Raw genomic sequence first — 24,207 nt, forward strand, 5'->3', positions numbered from 1 at the left:
AAAATGAACTACACTGCAAACCAAATATCAAAAATCACCGGAGCAAAAATAATCGGAAACAAAGAGGCTATCATCAAAGACTTTGCATTTGATACACGCCATATTTATTCTGCCAAAAATACAGCATTCATCGCTCTGAAAACAACTAATAATAATGGCGAAAACTATATCCCGGAGGCAATAGAAAAAGGCATCAAAATCATCGTAGCAGAAAAGAAAACCACAGACACACCCAATATCACATGGATTATCACAAATGATAGTTTGGCATTCCTACAAAACTTAGCACAGTTTCACGCTGAAAATAAAAAAATCAAAACAATTGGCATCACCGGCAGTAACGGGAAAACTATAGTGAAAGAATGGCTCTACCAATGTCTCAACGAAAAATACAAAATTGTAAAAAGCCCTAAAAGTTTCAACTCCCAATTAGGACTGCCTTTGTCTTTGCTTAAAATAAATGATGAACACGAGATAGGCCTTTTTGAAGTAGGTATTTCCAAGCCCCAAGAGATGGAAATACAGCAGCGGACATTCTCGCCGGAAATAGGCGTCCTCACCCATATAGGTACCGCCCACCTTATCAATTTTGAAAGCACAGAGCAGCTTATCAGAGAAAAAATAAAACTATTCGCTCACTCCCAAACCATTATTTTTAATGGCGACCAACCTTTGGTTTTAGACATTATCCAAAAAACTTATCCCGATAAACAATTGATTTCTTATGGTCTCCTACATCACAATGACATTCATCTAAAAACACCTCTCAAAGAGCTTAATTTATATGCTGAAGTTTCCTGCTATGGGGATATACTCCGTTTCCCTGTCCATCAAAAGAATGAAGCCACGCTTACCAACGCTCTGTGTGTCATATCAGTCCTTAAAAAATTAAATTTCGGGAATGATGAAATTGTGGAAAAGATCAATGTGCTAAAAGCAATAGAGATGAGGCTGGAAAGTGTAAATGGTATTCGGGATAATCTCATTATTAACGACTCTTATATCCTTGATTTGGACTCTCTGAAAATAGCCTATCAGTTTATAAATGAATACAATAAACCCTGCAAATCTTTAGTTATCACAGACTTTGCAGAACAAAATAATGAATCGGGACTTTACCAAGAAGTAGCAGCACTGACGAATGAACAAAACTTCGACAAAGTTTTCCTCATAGGAACAGAAATAAAAAAATACAAGCCCCTTTTCAAAGCAAAAACTTTCACCTTCAACGACATTGACGAACTAATCAAAAACCAAATCCTCAATAAAATCAGTAATGAACTCATTCTGTTAAAAGGGGCACGTAAGTTTGAAATTGAAAAACTCAAGAACCACCTCGAACTTCAAAAACACGACACCGTTTTAGAAATCAATTTAAATAAAATCTTACACAACATCAATGTCCACAGGGAATTCTTAGAGCCTAAAACCAAAGTAATGGCAATGGTAAAAGCCTACTCTTACGGATTGGGAGGCTATGAAATAGCTGAGTTCCTACAGCACCATCATATTGATTATCTCGGTGTAGCGGTGGCAGACGAGGGCATCGATTTGAGGAAAAACGGCATCTCCGTACCCATCATTGTGATGAACCCCGAACAGCACAGCTACAATGCCGTGATTGACTACAACTTAGAACCCAATATCTACAGCTTTAGAGTATTAGATCTATTCGTAGAACAGCTTAGAGCAAGTGGATACAATGGCAAATACCCTATCCATATCAAGATAGAAACCGGTATGCACCGCTTGGGCTTCAAAGAAAACGATATAGACGAACTCATCACTAAACTCAATACGCTCAATGTGAAAGTCGGCAGTATATTCAGCCATCTTTCAAGTGCTGATATACCAGAAGAAAAAGGCTATACCGAGTATCAATTAAAAGTATTCAGAAAAATTTCGGATAAGATTATCGATGGAATAAGCTACCAACCTATAAGACATATACTAAATTCCGCAGGGATCACTAATTACCCTAAACATCAATATGATATGGTAAGGATTGGCATCGGTATGATAGGCATATCGTCCAACGAGAGTATAACCCCTCTTTTACAGCCGGCCGTCTCTTTTAAAACAGTCATCTCACAGATTTCAGAAATTAAAAAAGGAGAAAGCATAGGCTACGGCAGACGCCATATTGCAGAAAACAATATGAGAGTAGCAACCATACCCGTAGGCTACGCAGACGGCATACCGAGAAGTATCGGTATGGGCATTGGATATGTAGGCGTAGGCGAAAATCTTTGTCCGATATTGGGAAGCGTCTGTATGGATATGATGATGATAGATCTGAAAAATATTTCTGCACAAGAAGGAGACAACGTCATTATCTTTGACAAGAATCCATCGTTAGAAGACTTTGCAAACTATTGCAAAACCATTCCCTACGAAGTACTTACCTCTATATCCCGCAGAGTGAAACGTGTCTATGTGAAGGATTAAAAAGAGTATCTTCAAAAACGCATTTGACATTTTTGACTATTCCAAATTTTTAAGGTTTTTATTTCCCTCCGAAAGAAGAATTTCCAATCAGACTGCATAAGCAGAAAGCTGTTTTGTGAGGAAGAACAGATAAAACAAATCTATCTCAACAATCTTATATCACTGTTGTACAAAGATATATAACTTGATTTAAGACAACTTAAGAATATCTATAGCTACTTAAATCATTTTTTATCAATGAAAAATAAGTATATTGTCCGTTCTAGGATTTCCGAGACAAAATTTAGAGAAATTCTAAACCTAGCACATTCAACCAACCAATGTAATGCATTGATAAAAAAGGTCTTTCAGAGTTCTAAAATTTAAGTTTTTTACTTGGTCTTCGGTTACTTCTTTGATATATTCATTATCAATTATACTAAATTCTGATGATTTCGAAATATATTATCTGACTCATCTATTGCTGTATTCACTCAATCTTCTTTCCCATAAACTATACGGATGTGCAAAATAAAATTCAAACTACATTTTTTTGCAACCTTTTGATGATGAGCAAACTCAATACCATTATCACTGGTAATGACTTTATCGAGTCTTTGTAAGGCTACAGCGTATCTATCACGGTTTATACCAGTGTTTATACATTTTTACCTTAAAAGAATTCTTTTAATAGAAATAAAACCTTAATTTTCATCATTTTTTACTTAAGTTTAATAATTCAGAGACTTACAAAATAATTAGAGAGTAAAAAAGAAGATTTTTCTATATAAGTAAATCATAATCAAACAACTATTTTTAGGAAGTAAAATCAAGATAAAAAATCTACTAAAAAACTTGGAAACTTTTTTTGTTTTTCAGTTTCTTTATTATAAATTTGCCCCCAAGAATTATGAATGATAAAAAAGTTTTTTTGAAAAACGTGTCAGAGCTCTTTATGTTTAATGGAGCTAAAACACTAACGATGGATGACATTGCCAAAGCTTTTTCTATGTCGAAGAAAACCCTGTATCAGTATTACAAAAATAAGGAAGAGCTGTTGGTAGAGGTTTTAGATTTTGGGCTTAATCAAACTATAGAACAAATTCAGATGTTCGAAAAGAAAAAAGATCTAAACGCTATACAAAAAATATTCTTTAGCAAAAGCGATATTAAAGAATTGTGTGAAGAGGCAGGCTCTATCTTTATGTTGCAATTGATCAAGTACTACCCAAAAATCTATAATGCTCATAAACTCAAGGTGTATAAAGAAATCTTGAGAATTATGAGAAAAAATATAGAAAGCGGGCGTAGAGAAAGACTTTATAAGGAAGACTTTAGTATAGAAAATTATACTAAGTTTCTCTTAGAGCTGATGTTTGCATATGACAGCTCTGTATTATTTGAAGAGAGCAATGCAAAAAACTGGACGAAACATAGCAGGAAAGTAATGCTCTTTTTCTTGAATGCTATCGTTACGCCAAAGGGATATGAAATTTTAAAAGAAATAATATATAATGAAAAATAGACTGAAATTAGCGAGCGTTTTAATGCTTTTCTTTCAAGGGATGCTATGGTCTCAGGAGACAAGAACGCTCACGCTGCAAGATGCAGTAGGCTACGCCTTGGAAAACAAGGCGGATGCGGAAAAGGCACGCCTCAACATTCAGAAGGGCGATGCTCAAATAGCAGAGGTAAGGGCTAATGCTCTGCCCAAAATAACGGTGGTGAGCAATACCTCGTACAATCCGCTTACGCAAAAGGTAATTTTGCCCAACTTCCTAAATCCTACACAAACGATGGAGGTGTCACTCGGGCAGAAGTGGCAGTCCAGCAATATGGTGCAGCTGCAGCAGGTACTGTTTAATCAGTCGGTATTTATGGGGCTGAAAGCGGCTAAATCTACCAAAGAATTTTATTTGGTAAATGCACAGCTTACAGAAGAACAAATTATAGAGAAAGTAGCAGATGCTTATTATCAAGTGTATCAAGCGGAGCAGATGCTCAGAAATTTAGAGGACAACCTTGAGATTACTCAAAAAACGGTAAATGTGATAAAAGGTCTCTACGATGCGGGGCTGGCAAAGAAATTAGACTATGATAGAAGTGTGGTGGCTCTTAATAATATTACCGCAAGTAAGCAGCAGCTTCTGAATACCGTAGAATTGAGCAAAAACGCACTTAAATTTATGATAGGGATGCCTATGGACAAAGGGATAGACCTCCCGGAAGGGACTTTTGAACCTTCTGTTTTGTTATCAGAACAAGCAGACATTAGCGAAAGAACAGAAATGAAAGTTTTGAATAAACAATTAGAGCTTCTTAAGTGGAAAAAGAAAGCCTCTATCACAGATCATTATCCTTCCGTAGCACTTGTGGCAAACTATGGCTGGCTGGGGCAGGGTCCAAAATTTCCGTTTTGGCACGGTAAAAAAGACAAAGTCTATTGGTCTGATATGGCTTCTATCGGCTTGGGTATCAATATTCCTATTTTTAACGGGTTTTCTACCAAGTCTAAAGTACAGCAAGATGAAATAGAAATAGAAAAAGCAAAAGCAGATTTGAAGGAAACCAAACTCGGATTGGATATGGCGTACAAAAATGCCTTAACCCAAATAGAGAACAGCAGAATAACTATAGAAAATCAAGAAAACAATGTGAAATTAGCAGAGAAAGTAATGTCTGATACCCGATCTAATTACCAATACGGATTAGCTACGCTTAATGACATTTTAGATGCAGAAAGAGATTTGGCTGATGCCAAAAATAATTTGACAAAATCAAAATTAGACTACAAATTAGCAGAAATACAATTATTAAAATCCGAGGGAAAACTAAGAAATTTAACGAAATAAAAAATCATATCATGAGTAAAAAGAGTATATTATCAATATTAGTAGTGGCGGCTGTTGCAGCAGGGCTTTTTTTTATTCTAAGACACAACAAAAAGAATAATGAAAACCAAGTCGCTATTGTCGCTCAAGAAAATGCATCTGTTGCCGTGAAAGCAGAACCCGCAAAAATACAAGAAATAGCACAAGGTTTTAGTGTAAACGGAAATTTTATTCCTAAGACAGAAGCACAGATAGCCGCAGAAATGGGCGGGCAGCTCGTAGCGTTGTATGTCCAGGAGGGAAGCTATGTAAAAGCAGGGCAAGTTGTCGCAAGGCTAAAAGGCGATAAAATAGATGTCGGTTTAAATAATGCTAAGGCTAATTTGGCACAAGCTCAGTCTGCGTTACAGCGTTTCGAAGCGGCGTATAAGACGGGAGGTGTTACGGCATTACAATTGGACCAGGCGAGACTTCAAGTAAAAAATGCCAGAGCCCAAGTGCAGTCTGCACAGCTGCAGTCCGGAGATACCAATGTCATCTCTAAAGTCAGCGGTATCGTGAGCCAAAAAATGGTAGAGCTGGGCAGTGTGGTAGGTGCGGGAACGCCTATCGTGAAAATAGTAGATATATCTTCGCTTAAACTGAAAGTAGATGTAGATGAAAGAGTTGTAAGTACAATTTCTGTCGGGCAAACGGCAACAGTTCAACCAAGCGTATCGGATACGCCTATCAGCGGTAAAATAACCTATATAGCACCCGTTTCTAACGGAGGCCTAAAGTTCCCTGTGGAGATCACCGTTCCAAATGATTTAATGAAACTAAAAGCCGGAATGTATGCCACGGCAGATTTTGATGCCAATCAAAAAGCGGAGGCTTTGGTTATTCCTCGTTCTGCTTTCGTAGGGGGCGTAAGCAGCAATATGGTGTTTGTGGTAAAAGACAATGTGGCTTATCTTACCAAAGTGAAAAGCGGTACCAATTATGGTGACGAGGTTCAGATTCTTGACGGACTGAACTCCGGAGATATGGTGGTGACCAGCGGACAAATCAACCTTTCTGATAAAACAAAAGTGAGTATTATTAAATAAAAACAAAACTTACTTATCCTTATTGTTAAACTAAAATAATCTTCTTTTAAGCAGAGAAGAACTAAAGAAACGAATATGAAAATAGCAGAAGTATCAATAAAAAGGCCGAGTTTGGTTATTGTAATGCTTGCCTTGCTCATCATTGGGGGGCTGTTCAGTTACAAGAGTCTAAGCTACGAGCTGATACCGAAAATAGAAACGAAAGTCATCACAGTGGCAACGACTTACCCCGGTGCATCACCTTCGGAAGTGGAGAATACCGTAACCAAAAAAATAGAAGATGCCGTATCTTCCCTCGAGGGTATAAAGCACCTTCAGGCGCGTTCCTATGAGAGTGTTTCGGTCGTTATTCTTAATATGAATAATGATGCCAATGTGGATAATACGCTGAACGAGGCACAGAGAAAAATCAATGCCATCCGCTCTGATTTGCCGGACGGAGCCAAAGAACCGTCTCTATCCAAATTCTCGCTTTCGGATTTACCGATTCTTAATATGGGGGTTACGGCAAATCTTCCGGAGAAAGAACTTTATGACCTTATAGACCAAAAGATACAGCCCGAATTTTCAAGAATACCGGGGGTAGCTCAGGTGAATATCGTAGGGGGGCAAGAGCGGGAAATCAAAGTAAATTTAGACCCTAATAAATTAGAGGGCTACGGGCTTACCATTCCACAGGTTTTGCAGATTATTTCTGCATCTAATTTGGATTTCCCGACCGGAAATTTGAAAACGAGACAAAATACTACGCTTATCCGTCTTTCGGGAAAAATTGCCGATGTGCAGCAGTTTAGAGATTTGACATTGGTGTCAAGAAACGGTATCAATATAAAACTTTCTGATGTAGCAGAGGTACAAGACGCTCAAAAAGACGCTAAAAAAATAGCGAGAATTGATGAAAAGAGTACGCTTTTGCTTCAGGTACAGAAGCAGTCTTCTGCCAATGCCGTTACGGTAAGTGATTTGGTAAAAGAGAAAATGAAAGAAATCCAAGAGGAATACAAAGCTCAAGGATTAAAAATAGATTTAGCGAGTGATAACTCAGAATTTACCTTAGCGGCTTCGGATTCCGTTATCCACGACTTGTTCATAGCGGTGGCTTTGGTGGCGTTTGTGATGTTGTTCTTCTTGCACAGTTATAGAAATGCCCTCATTGTGATGGTTTCTATTCCTACTTCGCTTGTCGCGACCTTCATTGGAATAAATCTCTTTGGCTATTCGCTGAACTTGATGAGTTTATTGGCGTTGTCCTTAGTAGTAGGAATATTGGTGGATGATGCCATTGTGGTTATTGAGAATATCCACCGCCATATGGAGATGGGGAAAAACAAGGTAAGAGCCGCCTATGATGGAGCCAGCGAAATAGGATTTACGGTAACGGCGATTACTTTGGTAATTGTGGTGGTATTCCTTCCGATAGCATTGAGCTCGGGATTGGTATCCGATATTATCAGGCAGTTTTGTGTTACGGTGGTTATTGCCACGCTTTTATCTTTATTGGTCTCTTTTACGGTGGTTCCTTGGTTATTTTCAAGGTTTGGTAAATTAGAACTTATCAGAAAAGAGTCTCTTCTGGGAATAATGATTTATAAATTTGAGGAGGGACTCACTTGGTTTACCCATCGTATGACTGAGCTTCTGAAATGGTGCTTATCCAATAAGATTAAAACATTTATGGTCATCACTGTTTTATTTGTAAGTTCCATTGCTTTGATAATGATGGGGTATATAGGCTCGGACTTCTTTCCAAAAACAGATAAAGGAGAATTTCTGGTTCAGATAGAAATGCCTAAAGATGCTTCCATAGAGCAGACCAATTTTATGACTCAGAGGGCAGAGAATTTTTTGGCGAAAGATAAAGATGTTGCTTCTACAATTACTACCGTAGGGCAGTCTAGTAGCGGCTTAGGAGCTTCGCAATCTGTGAACTACAAATCCGAAATAGATGTAAAATTGATAGACAAATCCGAAAGAAACGAATCTTCGGATATCAAGGCGGCAAAGGTAAAAAGAGAATTAGAAAAAGTATTGGTAGGTGCTAAAGTAACCACCAATCCGGTTGGTATTTTAGGAGCTACTCAGGCACCTATTATGTTTGTGATAACAGGAAACAGCTTGGAAGATGCTATGGACTATGCCAAAAAAGCCGAAACGCTTCTGAAAAAAATCAGTGGGGCATCACAGGTGAAACTTAGTGTAGAAGAAGGAAACCCGGAAATTTCTGTTTCTGTGGATAGAGATAAAATGACGGCTCTCGGTCTTAATGTCGCAGTGGTAGGCCAGACGCTTCGTACGGCATTTAGTGGTAATACGGATAATAAATTCCGTACGGCGGATAACGAATATGATATTAACATTATCCTGGATGAATCTCATCGTAATAGCATAGATGATGTTAAGAATATCAATTTTGTTAATAATCAAGGACAAAAGATCAACCTTTCTCAGTTTGCTACGGTGAAGATGTCTTCCGGTCCGGCGGTATTAGAGCGGTATGGGCGTTCTCCTTCCGTAACGATACAGGCACAAACTGTGGGGCGTTCTACGGGAGCAGTGGCTCAAGATTGGTTAAGACAGCTGGAAAAGATTAAAAAACCGACAGGCGTTAAATGGTCTTGGAGCGGGGATATGGAAAATCAAGGAGAAGGTTTCGGTACGCTGGGGGTAGCATTATTAGCAGCCATAATGCTGGTGTATATGATTATGGTTGTACTTTATAACGATTTTGTGAAGCCGTTTATCGTATTGTTTTCTATTCCGCTGTCTTTCATCGGAGCATTGTGGGCATTGGCACTTACCAACCAGAGTTTGAATATCTTTACTATTTTGGGGATTATTATGTTGATTGGGTTGGTGGCTAAAAATGCCATTCTTTTGGTAGATTTTGCCAACCACCGTTTGGAGCAAGGTGAAACGATAACGAATGCTCTGGTACAAGCTAATCACGCGAGGCTTCGTCCTATTTTGATGACTACCTTTGCGATGGTAATCGGTATGCTTCCAATAGCATTGGCGAGTGGTGCAGCTGCAGAGATGAACAACGGCTTGGCAATCGTGATTATAGGGGGACTGCTATCGTCTTTATTTCTTACTCTGGTGATAGTTCCAGTGGTTTATTACATCGTCGTGAGGACAGAGGATAGATTTTCCCAAAATGACAAAAAAGACTACGATGCTATGATGAAAGCTGACTATGAGCACCTTCATCCGAGCGAAGAAATAGAGTTTTAAAATTATAAATTCAATTAGGAAGGGGATTATTCATTATAGATAATTCCCTTTTTATCTAACTAAGAATGCCGTCCCTGTTTTTGAGGCGGCATTTTTACTTTTGTGTTTGGGGAGGGGCTAAAAACTTGGTGTCATAGTAGCCTTAAGCTCTTTTTTGCAGTTTCCACCAAAAAACTTAGCACTACAGATAATAGGGTCACATTCTTTAGAAGTATATTTACATGTCTTGCTGTTATCTTCTAACCTATTTTCTTTCACTCTAAATAGCCGAGTAATACTTGATTTTCTATCTTGTGTTGTTGCAGTTATAACATACATTTAGTTGTTATCATCGGCTTTTGTCTTTTCTGATTTATTTAATTTTTTTAGACTAAGCTCTATGAATTGTTGGTTTTTGCCTAAATTGGCATCCTTGGCAATTCTTTCAAGCATTTGTTCGGTTCCTATAACCTCATTGGAATTTTTGTCCAAAAATACATTAGCCAAAGGCTTAGAGGTATTGATGCCGTGGGCAGTATTGCAAGAGGTTTGCATTAGCAAAATGCAAAGCATAGGGAATAAGGAGAATAATTTTTTCATAAGTATTAAATTTGATGAGTTAATGATTATTCAATACTATGAATATTTTTTTGAAATTTGCAGTAGAGGAGCAAAAAGCCAATCAGGTAAGTTTGTTTGTTAGTTTTGCAAATTGTTTTTCTACATTTTTTTCTTCATACAGCACATTATAAATAGCATTGATGATAGGTAATTTCATTTTTTTTTCGGTGGCGGTTTCATAGATGGATTTTGCCGCATAGTAGCCTTCTGCTACCATACTCATAGATTGGATAGCAGATTTTACGGTGTATCCTTTTCCTATAAGATTACCAAGATTTCGATTTCTGGAAAATAGGGAATAGGCTGTTACTAATAAATCTCCTAAGTATGCACTCTCATTAACATCTCTTGGGAGTTCTCCATAAATGGCATCAAGGAAAACTTTCATTTCTCTGATGGCGTTAGATACAAAAACAGCTTGGAAATTATCTCCATAGCCGAGTCCGTTTGCCATACCGGCACCTATGGCATAGATATTTTTGAGAATTGCACTGTATTCGTTGCCAAGGATATCGTTACTCGTATTTACTTTAATGTAAGAAGATGAGAATAAGTCTTTTAGAGTTTCGGCGTATTGGTCTTCCGCTGCTGCAATGGTAAGATAGGAAAGTCTTTCCATTGCTACTTCTTCGGCGTGGCAGGGTCCGGCTATCACGGCTTGATTTCTGAAGCCGATTTTGAAAACATCTCTTAAGTAATGGGCGACAATATCATTATGTTTCGGGATAATTCCTTTAATGGCAGAGACGAATAATTTATCGGAATAATTACAATTCATTTTTTCCAATGCATCTGAAAGGTAAATGGAAGGCGTCGCAAGTATGATAATTTCACAAGCCTCTACGACTTCATTGATGTCGGTAGAGATAGATAAATCCCGCGTGTTAAAGGTTACAGTCGTGAGATAATTAGGATTATGCTTTCTTTGCTCTATTACACCTTTTACAAATTCGCTACGCACGCACCAATGAATGGTTTTGCAATTCCCCGATAGTATTTTTACAATTGCTGTAGCAAAACTTCCACTCCCTATAACACCTACAGAAATTGTAGATTTTTTATTCTTTTTAGCCATTTTTTTCTTTAATTTAGCACAAACTTACATATAAATTTTTCTCTAAACAAATGATATCTCTCTTGCTTAAATAGAATAATTGGCAATAATTTGATATACTGTCTGTATATTTTTTTTATCGAATTAAAAATTAGTATTATAGAAATAAAGTTATACATTTGCATCAATTTTAATTATCAAGCTATGAAAAAAATAGTACTATTTTCATTTTTAGCCTTTAGTATTTGGGGGATGGCTCAAAATACGAATGCGGAACTAAAAGTAAAACTCGAGAAATCTAAACAAAAGAAGCTTTCTGAATATAATTTGTATGTAAAAAAACGAAAGTCTAATCAGGAGCTTGATCTTGATGCAAAGTCAAGAGCAGAGGAAATGTCTAAATTGAAAAAAAAGAGAAAAAGTCTTGCTTTTTTTGCGTTTGGGCGGCCTTATTATTACATTCCTATGGATACGGTACAAAATAGAAATGTAAATGCAGATCTTATCCAAGAAGGGAAAATAAAAGGTCTTGCTCAAGCGTTTAATGGAGAGGGAATTCATGTCGGGGTGTTCGATGGAGGCAGGGTTTATGCCGAGCATGAGGACTTTGGGGATGCTTCAAGAATAACGAATAAAGAAAAAGATGAACAGCCATACAGCTCACACTCTACAGGAGTTACAGATATGATGGGAGGTATCGGACATACATTACAAGATGGGCAAGGCGGTATTTATAATACTAAAGGCGTGCTACCCAAAGCTACTTTTGAAAGTTATTATTTTGATGACTCGGTACTCAAAGGACAAACAGAGGAGCTTACCTTAATACAAAAAATCCAGCAGTCTAAGAACTATCTTTCTAATCACTCTTATGGAATCAACGGACAGTGGGAATATGATTCGGATCTTGATAAATACATATGGTATGGATACTATTCTCCTACCTCCAAAAAAGCATATAACTTTGACGGAAGCTACTTTGACGAAGATCAGAACTATGATGATATAGTTTATACAAACCCAGAAATGGTCATTGTAAAAGCTGCCGGAAACTCCTATGGAGACGGGCCGAATGGCTCTGCAGAAGATGCGTATTATTATGATGATAACGGAAATAAAAAGAAGTTCAAAAAATCTGATGTCGTACCATCTAACAACTGCTCGAAGGGTTATGACTGTATTAGTCCAGGCTCTTTAGCAAAAAATATTATTGTAGTCGGAGCTACTGAAAAAATCTTGAAAAATGACGCTAGATTCAAAACGGCTTCGGATGTAAAAAAAGCAGGATACAGTAGTGCCGGACCTCGTGATGATGGTGCTGTAAAACCGGATATTGCAGGTGTGGGTTCTGATATAATTTATGCATCTTATGATTCAGGAAAAAAGAAAGGCTCTTGGTCAATAGGTGATGGAACTTCTTTTGCTACACCGCAAGTGACAGCAGTAATTGGTCTTTGGATGGAAATTTCCAAAAAACTATTTAACAAACAGCTTTTAAATGCCGCAGCCGCTAAAACACTACTTATACACTCTGCCCACGATGTAGGCAATGTAGGTCCTGATTCATGGTCTGGATGGGGATTTGCCGATGCTGCCGAAGGAGCGAAAATATTAGTAGGAAAGTCTAATAATACAGCTATCTTCGAAAATAAAACCTTAAAAGACGGTAATACAGATGAGATAGAAGTAGAAACAGATGGAAAACAGCCCCTAAAGGTAACTGTATCTTGGATAGATCCTTCTTATAAGGGATATGGAGATACTTGGGGAGAAATCTATAATAATAGGAAATCTTGTTTGGTTAACGATTTAGATGTAAGAGTGATTGATGAGGAAGACAATACCGTTTACTATCCTTGGAAATTGGATGCCGACCACCCTCTGACTGTAGCAACCAAAGGAGACAATACAGTGGACAATGTAGAGCAAATTCTTATAGATGCACCAAAAGCAGGGAAATATAAAATAAAAATAACCAATAAAAAGCATTTATTGGATAACGATGGTAAAACTACAGATACCCAAAACTATAGCATTGCGGTAACAGGTTATACTAAATCGAATTTAGGAATAAACGAACTAAATGCTGATCAGGGTATTGAAATCTATCCTTCATTGGCAGTTGATTTTATTACTTTTACTCACCCGGAAGATATCGCAAAAATTTTCATCTATGATACATCGGGGAACATTGTATACAGTAGTTCGGCAATTCTGGATGGAAAAATTAATGTGTCGGCTTTTCTTCCAGGGTTATATGTAGTGGATATATTTATGCCTCATGGTAAAGTAGTGAAAAAGTTTATAAAAAAGTAGACTGAATTACATTTAACAATATCAAAAAAGTAACCGCATCAGAATTTGATATGGTTACTTTTTTTTGTCTATTCAATAGAATATATTGTTTATTTTCCTGAGCGTAGATTTTTGATTTCTCGGATTTTCTTTTCGTACTCTTTCTTTTTTTCTGGGTATTTTTCTTGTAAAATCTTAAACGAAGTAATCGCTCGTGCATAGTATTTTTGTTCCACATAAAGATTTGCCAAAGTTTCTGTCATAAGGTGCGAAATATCGTCACCTTTATCTTTATAAACAAATTCGTACTCTACTTCCTCGTCTTTGTTGTTTTTTTTCGGTTGATAGTTACTTTCTATAAATTTATCTACCAAATCTGTTTTAGTATTTTTTTTGTTGGAGCCAAGTTCCAACCATTTTTGCCAAGTGTTGATAAACGAAGAAACATTGCTTTTTTGTTCTTCTTTTTCAGATTCAATGGAGAGAGAGTTAGCAGAAGTTTCTATTTGCTTCTCTTCTTGTTGTTGGTTTTCTTGGTATAGGTCTTTTTCAATGGGCTTAATACTCTCTTTGGGTTTTTCAGAAGTTGTTTCTACACTCTTATTTGTATCATTGTTTTTTCCAATGAGTGCATCCGGAGTACGAACTTCGATAGTCATAGGCTGCCAGTAGCTTTGTTCTTTTGTTTCCGGCTGAGAGATATTTTCGGCTTCCATAGTTTTTTGTTCTTTAGTATTTATAGGAGTTACAAGTTCTTGAGGTGTGTTTTCTTCTAATGTTTTTTTATATTCTGCAGGGCGGGGAATATTAAACTTTACATTCGGGAAAAAAGCGTCTGTAGTATGGAAGCTTATTTCGCTGTCTTCTTCAGATTTTTCCTCGTTGGTTTCATTTTTCTTGTTCAATACGATTTTAGGAACAAATGCATCAGAAGAAGTTTCCTCTTTTACAGGATTTTCCTCCGCTATTTCGGCAGATGATTTTTCTGGAATGTCCTCTGCTGTGCCTATGTTTTTTCTTTCTATTGTATTCTCAGACCTTATTATTTCGTCGAAATTTTCTTGGCAGCTTTCTATTTCGCCTACTATTAACCCTGGCGTTTCGTTTGGCAGCTCTTCTGTTTCTGTTTCCTTTTGTTCAGGTAGTGTAGTTTTTTTTGTATAATCCTCTTTTGATATTATCGTTTTCGCCTTGTTGGTTTTTCCAAAGATCAATTGGTACAGTATTTTTTTATCCGTAGTGAAGGCAGCCGTTTCAGACAAAACAGAGGTGTAATTCTCTTTATCGAAATGATATGTGCCTACCAGTTCTAAGGCACGCAAACTCTGCATATAAGGGGTGTTGTCTATTTCGTTTCTCAGAAGAGGCAGGTCCTCTTTGGTTAGTAATTTCGGGTCTTGTATAAGGTCTAAAATTCTTGTATTCATAATCTTTACCAATTGGCGACAATGTCGTTGAATATTTTATTGATAATCCTATCTGTCACTATATTTACTTGTGATGATTCTATCTGGTTTATATCCAGATTACTACTAAAAACGACTTCGTCCGTATAGGTTTTGTCAAAATTTAGTTTTGGGTCAATGGCGTTTTCATAATGAACTTTCACACTGATGCTCAGCTTGTTTTGAGCTGCCTGAACGACGCCGTTCTGAGCTTGTACTCCTGTAGTAATAGAGGTTGGCGAGATATTGTAATCCGTGATTTCGCCCTCTAATAAAAGGTCTGGCTTGGTATTGGTTCCTTTTAGAGTAGTTCTCTGTAAAAAACGATTTTGTAGGTCAATAGTAAATTGCTGGCTAAGCATAGGATTGGTTACCAATGGTGCATTATTAGGAAAATTTTTAATTTGAATGGTTTTCATTTCGGGCGTCAGAGAATTTCCTATAAAGCTGTAGCAACCGCAGAGTATCGTAAGGACCATTAGAGCTAATATTGACCTTAAAAACGATTTTTTATATTTGGATAAAATATTCATAGCCTTAGACTTCTAAATTGTATTCATTTATTTTTCTATAAAGTGTTCTTTGTGAAATACCTAATTCCTCCGCTGCCTTATTTCTCCTACCTTTATTTCTTTTCAGTGCTTTTATGATTAAGTCTTTCTCGTTTTCTTGTAAAGAGAGAGATTTTGGAGACGCTTCTTCCACTTCTATATCTTCCGTATAAGTCTCCTCTTCCATAGGCTCTACAACATCAGGGGTAACGACAGGTTTGTTATTCTCAAAATAGAGTAAAGAATTATTAAGATTATTATTTTGTTCGGAAGTATAAATTCTATCGATTAAGGTTTGTTCTTGATTACTAAAATCGCTGTTGCCTCTATTCTTGATGAGCATAGAAGTTAATGATTTCAGGTCGTTGATATCATTCCTCATATCAAAAAGAATTTTATACATAATTTCTCTTTCTGAATTGAAATCACCGGAATTGTTATTGCTCCCCGTCTGTACCACTGCCGGCAGCTGTTCGTTCATCGGGATATATTCGACTAATTTTACAGCATTTACTTCTCGGGATTGTTCCACTACGGTCATCTGTTCTACGAGGTTTCTCAGCTGTCTTACATTACCGGGGAATGGGTAGTTTTCCAGATATTTTACGGCGTCATCGGTAAGTTTTAGCTCGGGCATTCTGTATTTTTCGGCAAAATCAATGGCAAATTTTCTAAATAAGAGGTGGATATCTCCTTTCCGCTCTCGTAGCGGCGGCATATCTATCTGTACGGTATTTAACCTGTAATACAAATCTTCTCGGAATCGCCCGTTCTGAATGGCATTTACCATATTGACATTTGTGGCGGCTACAATACGCACATTGGTTTTTTGTATCTGCGAAGACCCTACTTTCATAAACTCTCCGCTCTCTAAAACTCGGAGTAACCGCACTTGGGTTTGTAGCGGAAGTTCGCCTACTTCGTCCAAGAAGATGGTTCCGCCGTCTGCTACTTCAAAGTATCCTTTCCGTGTAGAGGTCGCTCCTGTAAAAGCGCCTTTCTCGTGTCCGAAAAGTTCGGAATCTATCGTTCCTTCGGGGATGGCACCGCAGTTCACTACGATATAAGATTTGTGTTTTCTCATAGACTCCGAGTGGATGATTTTAGGGATAAACTCTTTCCCCACACCGCTTTCGCCTATTACCAAAACGGATATGTCCGTAGGTGCTATTTGTATCGCTTTCTCCAAAGCCCGATTGAGGGCAGGATAGTTTCCTATAATTCCGAAACGGTTTTTTATACTTTGTAAATCGTTCATCTTTTTAGTTCGTACTTAAAAAATAAGCCCTTATTGTTTGATATTAAAATTCTTTATACCGTCCTTGCCAAAAGTGTTCCTTGTGTGTTGTCAAAGACAAAAACTTTCACTATATCACCTACTTTCTGCCCTTCCTCTTTGTTAAATACGCAAACGGCATTTTGGGAATTTCTCCCTTTCCATTGGTTTTTGTCTTTTTTACTTTCGCCTTCTATTAGTACGGTATGCTCTCTCCCTACATAAGACTGCATTCTCTTTCTGGAAAGCTCTCCTTGTAGGTCTATCACTTCTTGCAGACGCCTTTTCTTCACTTCCATTGGCACATTGTCTTCCATCTTTTTGTGGGCAGGAGTACCCGGTCTTTCCGAGTAGGCAAACATATAGCCGTAGTCGTACTCTACCTCTCTCATTAGGGATAATGTAAGCTGGTGGTCTTCCTCTGTTTCGCCGCAGAATCCCACTATCATATCCTGAGAAAAGGCAATATCCGGAACAATGGCTTTGGCTTCTCTTATTAAGTTGAGGTACTCCTCGCGGGTGTGCTGTCTGTTCATTGATCTTAGCATATTATCCGAGCCGCTTTGTACAGGCAGGTGTACATATCTGCAAATATTTTCGTGCTTCGCCATTACTCGGAACACATCTATGCTCATATCCTGAGGGTTGGAAGTGGAGAAACGGATTCTCATCTCCGGAAGTGAGGTAGCCACCATATCCAAGAGCTGCACGAACTTTATAGCCGTAGCCTTCTGCATTTCAGATGCTTTTGCAAAATCTTTTTTGGGACCGCCACCGTACCACAGATAGGAGTCTACATTTTGCCCTAATAGAGTGATTTCTTTGTATCCGTTTTCCCACAGCTCTTTACATTCTTCCAGAATGGAGTGAGGATCTCGGCTGCGTTCTCTCCCTCGTGTGAAAGGAACCACGCAGAAGGTACACATATTATCACAGCCCCGTGTGATCGTTACGAAAGCCGTTACGCCGTTACCTCCCAGCCTTACAGGATTGATATCCGCATAGGTTTCTTCTTTGGAAAGGATAACATTGATGGCGTCTCTGCCGTCTTCGGTTTCTTTCAATAGGTTGGGCAAATCCCGATAAGCATCCGGCCCTACCACCAAATCTACCAAGTGTTCCTCTTCTAAGAATTTTGTTTTCAAACGCTCTGCCATACAGCCCAAAACCCCTACGGTGAGGTTGGGTTTTTCTTTTTTTAGATTTTTGAACTGAGAGAGCCTCATTCTCACTGTTTGTTCCGCTTTTTCTCTGATGGAACAAGTGTTCAGTAATATCAAATCCGCTTCCTCTTGACGAAGGGTAGTGTTGTACCCCTCATCGCTGAGGATAGATGCCACAATCTCACTATCCGAAAAATTCATCTGGCAGCCGTAGCTCTCCAAGAATAATTTTTTGGAATTTTCTTTTTTCTCTGCAATAGCGTATGCTTCTCCTTGTCTGGTCTCGTCTATATATTTTTTTTGCACTATTATCGTCTAATTTAATCTGTTTTAATAAGAGTTTAAAAATAAAATCTCCTGCAAAGATAAACAAAATTATGACAGAATGTCATATAGAATTTATCGAGAATTTGCAGCAATCCAGTAAGCATATTGTAGGAGCAGCCTGAATGTTTTAAGCAAATCTAAGTTTAGACATTTATTTTATCTCGGGATTTTCCGAGTATAATTTTGAACCACTCCGTAAAATGCTCCGGATGGTCTTTTAGCTCTTTATCCAAATTTTCCATAGAGATATACCGTACTTCAGACACTTCCTTTGGGTTGAGCTGGAATTCTCCGTTGTAGATTCCTGTGAAAACATAGTCCAACTCGTGTTCCCAGAGTCCGCCGTCTACTTCGGCTTTATAAATAAAATGGAAGCGTTCTGTGAGCAGAGTTTCTATTCCCAGTTCCTCTCTTAGGCGTCTTATAGCGGCATCTTTGTAAGTTTCGTTCTCTCTGGGATGGGAGCATACGGCATTGGTCCACAGGTTGGGAGAATGATATTTTTCTCTGGCTCTTTTTTGCAAAAGCATATTTCCTTGTTTGTCAAACAAAAAAATAGAAAAAGCACGATGCAATAGACCGAGTCTGTGTGCTTTCATCTTTTCCATGGTTCCTATTACCGTGTCGTCCTCGTTTACTAAAACTACGCTTTCTTCCATATCATAATTTGTTCAAAGATAAAGATATTTGTTTTACCGAAAAAATATTTGCCACAGATGAGCCAAAATTTGCGGATTTTTGGATTAAATATAAATTGTTAGTTATATTTTATTTTTATGTGTTTATTTTTTACATTTGTGAAGTATAAGTTTTTGTTTGAAAATCGATAATTTATAATATTTTTTCACTAATTATTTCAACAAAATAGATCCTGTTATGTAAAATTTAATAAAAATCATAAATAAAAAATATTATCTACGTTGTATATCGCCGTTTTAGTGTTTTCTCAAGAAGAGAAAAAAGACACCCTTCCTACAACCAAAAGAGATACAGGGAGTCATCCTGAAATACCAAAAGAAAAGGCAATACACCGATTACACGTCTTATACCTTTAACAAAGAGGTTAAAAAAAGCGAGGCATTCCAAGGATTTGCATTGTAACACTTCCCGAGTTGCAGCTGGACCCCGTGAGCAATATGGTAACGAGTATCAAAGGCAGAAAGGTACTTTTCCTTATCAACGGAGTAGAGATATCGGATAACCAAATCAAAAGCGTGACTCCGACAAATGTAGCTCGTAATGATGCTTCCGTGAACAACAGCAACCAGTCTTATACCAATCCGTCTTTGGATCTTTATTATTCCCAAAAATTGGGTAAGAAAGACGAATTGAGTTTCAATTTAATCGGTTCACGTTATACCACCAATTCGTCGCAGTTTAAGCACGAATAGAATACAGCGGACAATGTAGATGTGTTTAATAATGATATGAACCTGAACGGATATCGTCAGTGAGGCAGCACACATACATCTGTCTGGAAAAGAGAAACTAAACTTGGGATACCGTACCCTGTCGGTATCGAAGAGTTTGGTCAATTACGATGATACCACTCAATTTTTTAACAACAAAAATATGTTTGTACTTGTGTTGAGTTATGATTTTTCTTCGGGCAAAAAACTACAAATAGATAAAAAACTGGAAAACTCTACCGCACCCGTCGCAACTTTTTAATTTGAAATGTAATTTTTCTCTCTTTAGAATTTGAATTAAAAATAAAAGTTGTATTTTTGGAGATAAAATTAAATCATAATGAGCAAAGCAGAAGATAAAAAAGCAGGAGATAAGACTATCGATAAAAAGAAAGAGGCATTACAATTAGTCTTGGATAAACTGGACAAGGCGTATGGTAAAGGAACCGTAATGAGAATGGGGGACGATGCCATTGACACCTCTATAGATGTTATTCCGTCCGGTTCTCTGGGATTGGATTTGGCGTTAGGAGTAGGTGGCTATCCCAAAGGAAGAATTATAGAAATCTATGGTCCGGAGTCTTCGGGTAAAACGACTTTGACGCTTCACGCCATAGCAGAAGCTCAAAAAAATGGCGGAACTGCCGTTTTTATAGATGCAGAGCACGCCTTCGATAGAAGCTATGCAGCAAAGCTGGGAATCAATTTGGAAGATCTTATTATTTCTCAGCCCGATAATGGAGAGCAAGCCTTAGAAATTGCGGATAATTTAATTCGCTCCGGTGCTATTGATATGGTGGTGATAGACTCTGTGGCTGCTCTTACCCCAAAAGCAGAGATAGAAGGGGAAATGGGAGACTCCAAAATGGGGCTCCAAGCACGTCTTATGTCTCAAGCCCTTAGAAAATTGACTTTCAATATTTCTAAAACAAAATGTACCGTTATTTTTATCAACCAGCTTCGTGATAAAATAGGTGTTACTTATGGAAGCCCAGAGACAACTACCGGAGGTAATGCACTAAAATTCTATGCTTCTATAAGATTGGATATCAGAAAACAAAATCCGCCGATAAAACAAGGCGACGAAGCGATAGGAAGCCATGTGAAAGTAAAAGTGGTAAAAAACAAAGTAGCACCGCCTTTCAAGTTTGCAGAATTTGATATTATGTACGGCGAGGGAATATCCAAAACCGGAGAGCTGTTGGATATAGGTGTGGATTTGGGAATTGTGAATAAGAATGGTTCTTGGTTCAATTATGAGGGTACTAGACTAGGACAAGGAAGAGATGCCGTGAAAAATGTACTCAGAGATAACCCTGAGCTGTCTGAAGAAATCGCAGAGAAAATAAGAGAGAAACTTAAAAACCCCGAAGGGAAGTAATATTTGAAATAGTTCATCATTATGGTGGGCTATTTTTTTATCTTTACAAATCTATTCTTATGGAAAAAATAGCTTCGCCCGGGAAATTGCTTTTGACTTCGGAGTATGTGGTATTAGACGGTGCTTTGGCACTTGCGGTCCCTTCCCAGTGGGGGCAATCTATGGAGGTAGCAGAAACGGAGGGCGCTCCCTCTGCGATATTCTGGGAAGCCCGCCATCAGGGGGAGAGGTGGCTAAGTGCGGAAATAGATTTTTCTAAATGGGAAGTGAAGTCCGCCAATATGTTGAAAGCAGCAGAATTTATTTGCCATACGCTGAAAACATTACAAGGAATAAAACCTTCTTTTCAGAGTGGTAAGGCTTATCATTTTAAGACCAATCTAGAGTTTCTGGCAAACTATGGCTTAGGCAGTAGCTCTACGCTAATGGCAAATCTTGCAAAATGGTCTGGTGCTGATGCATTTTTACTCAATGAAAAAGCATTGGGAGGGAGTGGTTATGATATTGCGGTGGCAATGGAGCAGCACGCTCTTTTGTATCAAATAGGACAAGAAAAAAGAAAGATAAAACACGTGGATTTTACACCTGACTTTAAGGACGAATTGATATTTGTACATCTCAATCAGAAGCAGGACAGCAGAGAGGGCATCAAGCTGTATAAATCCAAAAACAAAAACTCTCGGTTTATAGAGCGATTTTCCGAGCTTACCAATGCGGTATTGGAAGCTCCATCTTTATCCGATTTTTCAGAATTGATGCAGTCCCACGAGGCTTTGCTCTCAGAGTTCTTAGGTTTAGAAACGGTAAAAGAAAAGTATTTCCGAGATTGTCCTGTTTTTATGAAAAGCTTAGGTGCTTGGGGAGGCGATTTTATTCTAAGTGCTAAGTTTTCGGGCTACAAAGATTATTTTTCGGAGAAGGGATTTGAACATTTATTTGAATACAAAGATATAATTCTTTGATTTACAAAAACTAAAGCATAAAAAAAATAAAATTGTTTTTTCTGATGAATATCATTAAATTTAAGCTCTCTAATCATCATTAGAATAGGTAAATTTGCAAAATCGAATTAAAAGTAAATTATTATAATATTATCATGGAAAAAATCAAACAGTATTTGGAGAAAATTGGAATTACCAATGCCAAAGAAATCATCTACAATCCATCTTATGAGCAGCTCTTTCAAGATGAAATGAGCGATAAAAACGAAGGCTACGAAAAAGGGCAACTTACAAAATCCGGTGCTGTAGCCGTAAAAACAGGTGTCTTTACAGGGCGTTCGCCTAAGGACAGATATGTGGTAAAAGATGCTACTACAGAAAATACGGTATGGTGGGGAAATGTGAACAGGCCTACGACCAACGAGATCTTCCAAAGCTGTAAAAAATTGGTAACCGATGAACTTTCTGGCAAAAAGCTCTATGTAGTGGATGCTTTCTGTGGAACCAATCCGGATACGAGACTAAAAGTAAGATTTGTAATGGAAGTGGCTTGGCAGGCTCACTTTGTTACCAATATGTTTATTCGTCCTTCTGTCTATGAACTTGAAAACTTCGGAGAGCCGGATTTCTTGGTTATGAACGGTTCTAAAGTTACTAATCCGAACTGGGAAGCTCAGGGACTTAACTCCGAAAACTTTGTGATGTTTAACCTTACAGATAGGATTCAGATTATCGGCGGTACTTGGTACGGCGGTGAGATGAAAAAAGGGATGTTCTCTATGATGAACTACTACCTCCCTCTAAAAGGTATGGCGTCTATGCACTGTTCTGCGAATGTGGGCGAGAATGGCGATGTGGCGGTATTCTTCGGACTTTCCGGTACCGGTAAAACGACTTTGTCTGCAGATCCTAAAAGATTCCTTATCGGTGATGATGAGCACGGCTGGGATGATAACGGCGTGTTTAACTACGAAGGAGGCTGTTATGCAAAAGTGATAGACCTTTCTGCAGAAAAAGAGCCGGATATCTGGGGTGCTATTAGAAGAGATGCACTCCTCGAAAATGTAGTGGCAGATGACGAAGGAAATGTAGACTACAAAGACAAATCAATTACGGAAAATACAAGAGTGTCTTATCCTATTTACCATATTAACAAAATCGTATTGCCGTCTAAAGCAGGGCATGCAAAAAAAATCATCTATCTTTCTGCGGACGCATTCGGAGTATTGCCACCGGTTTCTATCCTAAGTGATGAACAAGCACAGTACTACTTCTTATGTGGATATACTTCTAAACTTGCAGGTACAGAGAGAGGTATCACAGAACCTACGCCATCGTTCTCACCGGCATTTGGAGAGGCATTCCTTTCTCTTCACCCTACGATGTATTCCAAAACGCTTCACAGCAAAATGAAAGAGCACGGGGCTAAGGCCTATTTGGTAAACACAGGATGGAACGGAACAGGAAAAAGAATTTCTCTAAAAGACACCAGAGCGATTATTGATGCTATTTTGGACAGTTCTATCGATAATGCAGAGACTGATGTGATCCCTGTAATGAACCTAAAATATCCTAAATCTTTACCTAAGGTTTCTGATATTTTAGACCCTCGTTCTACTTACGCATCTCCTTCTGAATGGGAAGCTAAAGCCAGAGATTTGGCAGCGAAATACATTAAAAACTTTGAGAAATATTGCGACACCGAAGAAGGTAAAGCATTAGTTCCAGCAGGACCTCAATTGTAAAATTAATATTAAACATAGAAAGAGGCTATCCAACTAAGGGTAGCTTTTTTTATTCCTTTTCCTAAAAAAGTTTCACATCTTTAAAGTTCCTTCAAAGAAATAATACTTCAATATAGTCCGTTATTGATTTTTTTCTCGGCTTTCTTATGAGATATAGAAACAAAAAACTCCCTTATAGAGAGGGCAGGGGAAGGTATTGTATTAATTCTTTAAATGATTATATTTACTTAATTAGTTGGGAACTATATAAAAAAATTAAAAATTTTATTGAAGAATACCATCATAGAAAACACCAAGACATTAATAACAAAAAACTAATAGAATTATTTAATTTTGAAAAGAAACAATTTTTCAGAAATATCAAATATGATTATATTTACTTAAGTGTCATAAAATCTGGTTAGAGTTATACAAGAGAATTAAAAATTTCATTGAAGAATATC

Annotated in this window: 17 protein-coding genes; 10 read left to right on the plus strand and 7 right to left on the minus strand. The window is 37.7% G+C overall.

Going from position 1 to position 24,207, the window contains the following annotated elements:
• Window positions 1-3 precede the first annotated feature (3 nt).
• From BLS89_RS07535 to BLS89_RS07555, 5 genes are all read left to right on the plus strand, one after another.
• The gene (locus BLS89_RS07535) at window positions 4-2,448 is read left to right on the plus strand and encodes a bifunctional UDP-N-acetylmuramoyl-tripeptide:D-alanyl-D-alanine ligase/alanine racemase (RefSeq protein ID WP_092737136.1); all 2,445 of its coding nucleotides are present in this window, start codon (window positions 4-6) and stop codon (window positions 2,446-2,448) included.
• Window positions 2,449-3,367: 919 nt separating this feature from the next.
• The gene (locus BLS89_RS07540) at window positions 3,368-3,952 is read left to right on the plus strand and encodes a TetR/AcrR family transcriptional regulator (protein ID WP_245688930.1); all 585 of its coding nucleotides are present in this window, start codon (window positions 3,368-3,370) and stop codon (window positions 3,950-3,952) included.
• Window positions 3,942-5,279 (plus strand): TolC family protein, encoded by a 1,338-nt coding sequence (locus BLS89_RS07545; protein WP_092737140.1) that lies wholly within the window; start codon window positions 3,942-3,944, stop codon window positions 5,277-5,279. Before BLS89_RS07540 ends, BLS89_RS07545 begins: the two co-directional genes overlap by 11 nt.
• A gap of 11 nt (window positions 5,280-5,290) precedes the next feature.
• A complete protein-coding gene (locus tag BLS89_RS07550) occupies window positions 5,291-6,346 on the plus strand; it encodes an efflux RND transporter periplasmic adaptor subunit (protein WP_092737142.1) in 1,056 nt (351 codons plus the stop codon).
• A 75-nt stretch (window positions 6,347-6,421) separates the two neighbouring features.
• The gene (locus tag BLS89_RS07555; RefSeq protein WP_092737144.1) at window positions 6,422-9,577 is read left to right on the plus strand and encodes an efflux RND transporter permease subunit; all 3,156 of its coding nucleotides are present in this window, start codon (window positions 6,422-6,424) and stop codon (window positions 9,575-9,577) included.
• A gap of 318 nt (window positions 9,578-9,895) precedes the next feature.
• Here the strand turns inward: BLS89_RS07555 and BLS89_RS07560 are convergent, their stop codons facing one another.
• Together BLS89_RS07560 and BLS89_RS07565 are read right to left on the minus strand one after the other, a co-directional pair.
• Window positions 9,896-10,156 (minus strand): hypothetical protein, encoded by a 261-nt coding sequence (locus BLS89_RS07560; RefSeq protein ID WP_143017747.1) that lies wholly within the window; start codon window positions 10,154-10,156, stop codon window positions 9,896-9,898.
• Between the two features lie 82 nt (window positions 10,157-10,238).
• Window positions 10,239-11,252 (minus strand): NAD(P)H-dependent glycerol-3-phosphate dehydrogenase, encoded by a 1,014-nt coding sequence (locus tag BLS89_RS07565; protein ID WP_092737148.1) that lies wholly within the window; start codon window positions 11,250-11,252, stop codon window positions 10,239-10,241.
• A gap of 183 nt (window positions 11,253-11,435) precedes the next feature.
• Between BLS89_RS07565 and BLS89_RS07570 the strand changes: the two genes are divergently transcribed.
• Window positions 11,436-13,547 (plus strand): S8 family peptidase, encoded by a 2,112-nt coding sequence (locus BLS89_RS07570; RefSeq protein WP_092737150.1) that lies wholly within the window; start codon window positions 11,436-11,438, stop codon window positions 13,545-13,547.
• 89 nt (window positions 13,548-13,636) lie between these two features.
• Here the strand turns inward: BLS89_RS07570 and BLS89_RS07575 are convergent, their stop codons facing one another.
• The 5 genes from BLS89_RS07575 to idi form a co-directional block, all read right to left on the minus strand.
• A complete protein-coding gene (locus BLS89_RS07575; protein ID WP_092737152.1) occupies window positions 13,637-14,953 on the minus strand; it encodes a hypothetical protein in 1,317 nt (438 codons plus the stop codon).
• A gap of 5 nt (window positions 14,954-14,958) precedes the next feature.
• On the minus strand, window positions 14,959-15,504 hold the full coding sequence (locus BLS89_RS07580) for an LptE family protein (protein WP_092737154.1): 546 nt from the start codon (window positions 15,502-15,504) through the stop codon (window positions 14,959-14,961).
• Window positions 15,505-15,508: 4 nt separating this feature from the next.
• Entirely contained in the window at window positions 15,509-16,780 is a 1,272-nt protein-coding gene (locus tag BLS89_RS07585; protein ID WP_092737156.1) for a sigma-54 interaction domain-containing protein, read from the minus strand.
• A gap of 53 nt (window positions 16,781-16,833) precedes the next feature.
• Window positions 16,834-18,267 (minus strand): tRNA (N6-isopentenyl adenosine(37)-C2)-methylthiotransferase MiaB, encoded by a 1,434-nt coding sequence (gene miaB / locus BLS89_RS07590; RefSeq protein ID WP_092737158.1) that lies wholly within the window; start codon window positions 18,265-18,267, stop codon window positions 16,834-16,836.
• Between the two features lie 164 nt (window positions 18,268-18,431).
• Window positions 18,432-18,947, minus strand: a complete 516-nt coding sequence (idi, locus tag BLS89_RS07595) for an isopentenyl-diphosphate Delta-isomerase (protein ID WP_092737159.1) — start codon at window positions 18,945-18,947, stop codon at window positions 18,432-18,434.
• Window positions 18,948-19,400: 453 nt separating this feature from the next.
• Between idi and BLS89_RS07600 the strand changes: the two genes are divergently transcribed.
• From BLS89_RS07600 to pckA, 4 genes are all read left to right on the plus strand, one after another.
• Window positions 19,401-19,679 carry a hypothetical protein gene (locus tag BLS89_RS07600; RefSeq protein ID WP_092737161.1) on the plus strand — a complete coding sequence of 93 codons (279 nt, stop codon included), beginning with the start codon at window positions 19,401-19,403 and terminating at the stop codon, window positions 19,677-19,679.
• A gap of 358 nt (window positions 19,680-20,037) precedes the next feature.
• Window positions 20,038-21,078 carry a recombinase RecA gene (recA, locus tag BLS89_RS07605; protein WP_092737163.1) on the plus strand — a complete coding sequence of 347 codons (1,041 nt, stop codon included), beginning with the start codon at window positions 20,038-20,040 and terminating at the stop codon, window positions 21,076-21,078.
• Window positions 21,079-21,137: 59 nt separating this feature from the next.
• A complete protein-coding gene (locus tag BLS89_RS07610) occupies window positions 21,138-22,040 on the plus strand; it encodes a GYDIA family GHMP kinase (RefSeq protein WP_092737165.1) in 903 nt (300 codons plus the stop codon).
• 134 nt (window positions 22,041-22,174) lie between these two features.
• Window positions 22,175-23,764: a phosphoenolpyruvate carboxykinase (ATP) gene (pckA, locus tag BLS89_RS07615; RefSeq protein ID WP_092737167.1), complete on the plus strand. Its 1,590-nt coding sequence runs from the start codon at window positions 22,175-22,177 to the stop codon at window positions 23,762-23,764.
• Window positions 23,765-24,207: the final 443 nt, after the last annotated feature.

Source organism: Riemerella columbipharyngis, assembly GCF_900101995.1.
In the GTDB taxonomy this organism is placed as follows: Bacteria; Bacteroidota; Bacteroidia; order Flavobacteriales; family Weeksellaceae; genus Riemerella; species Riemerella columbipharyngis.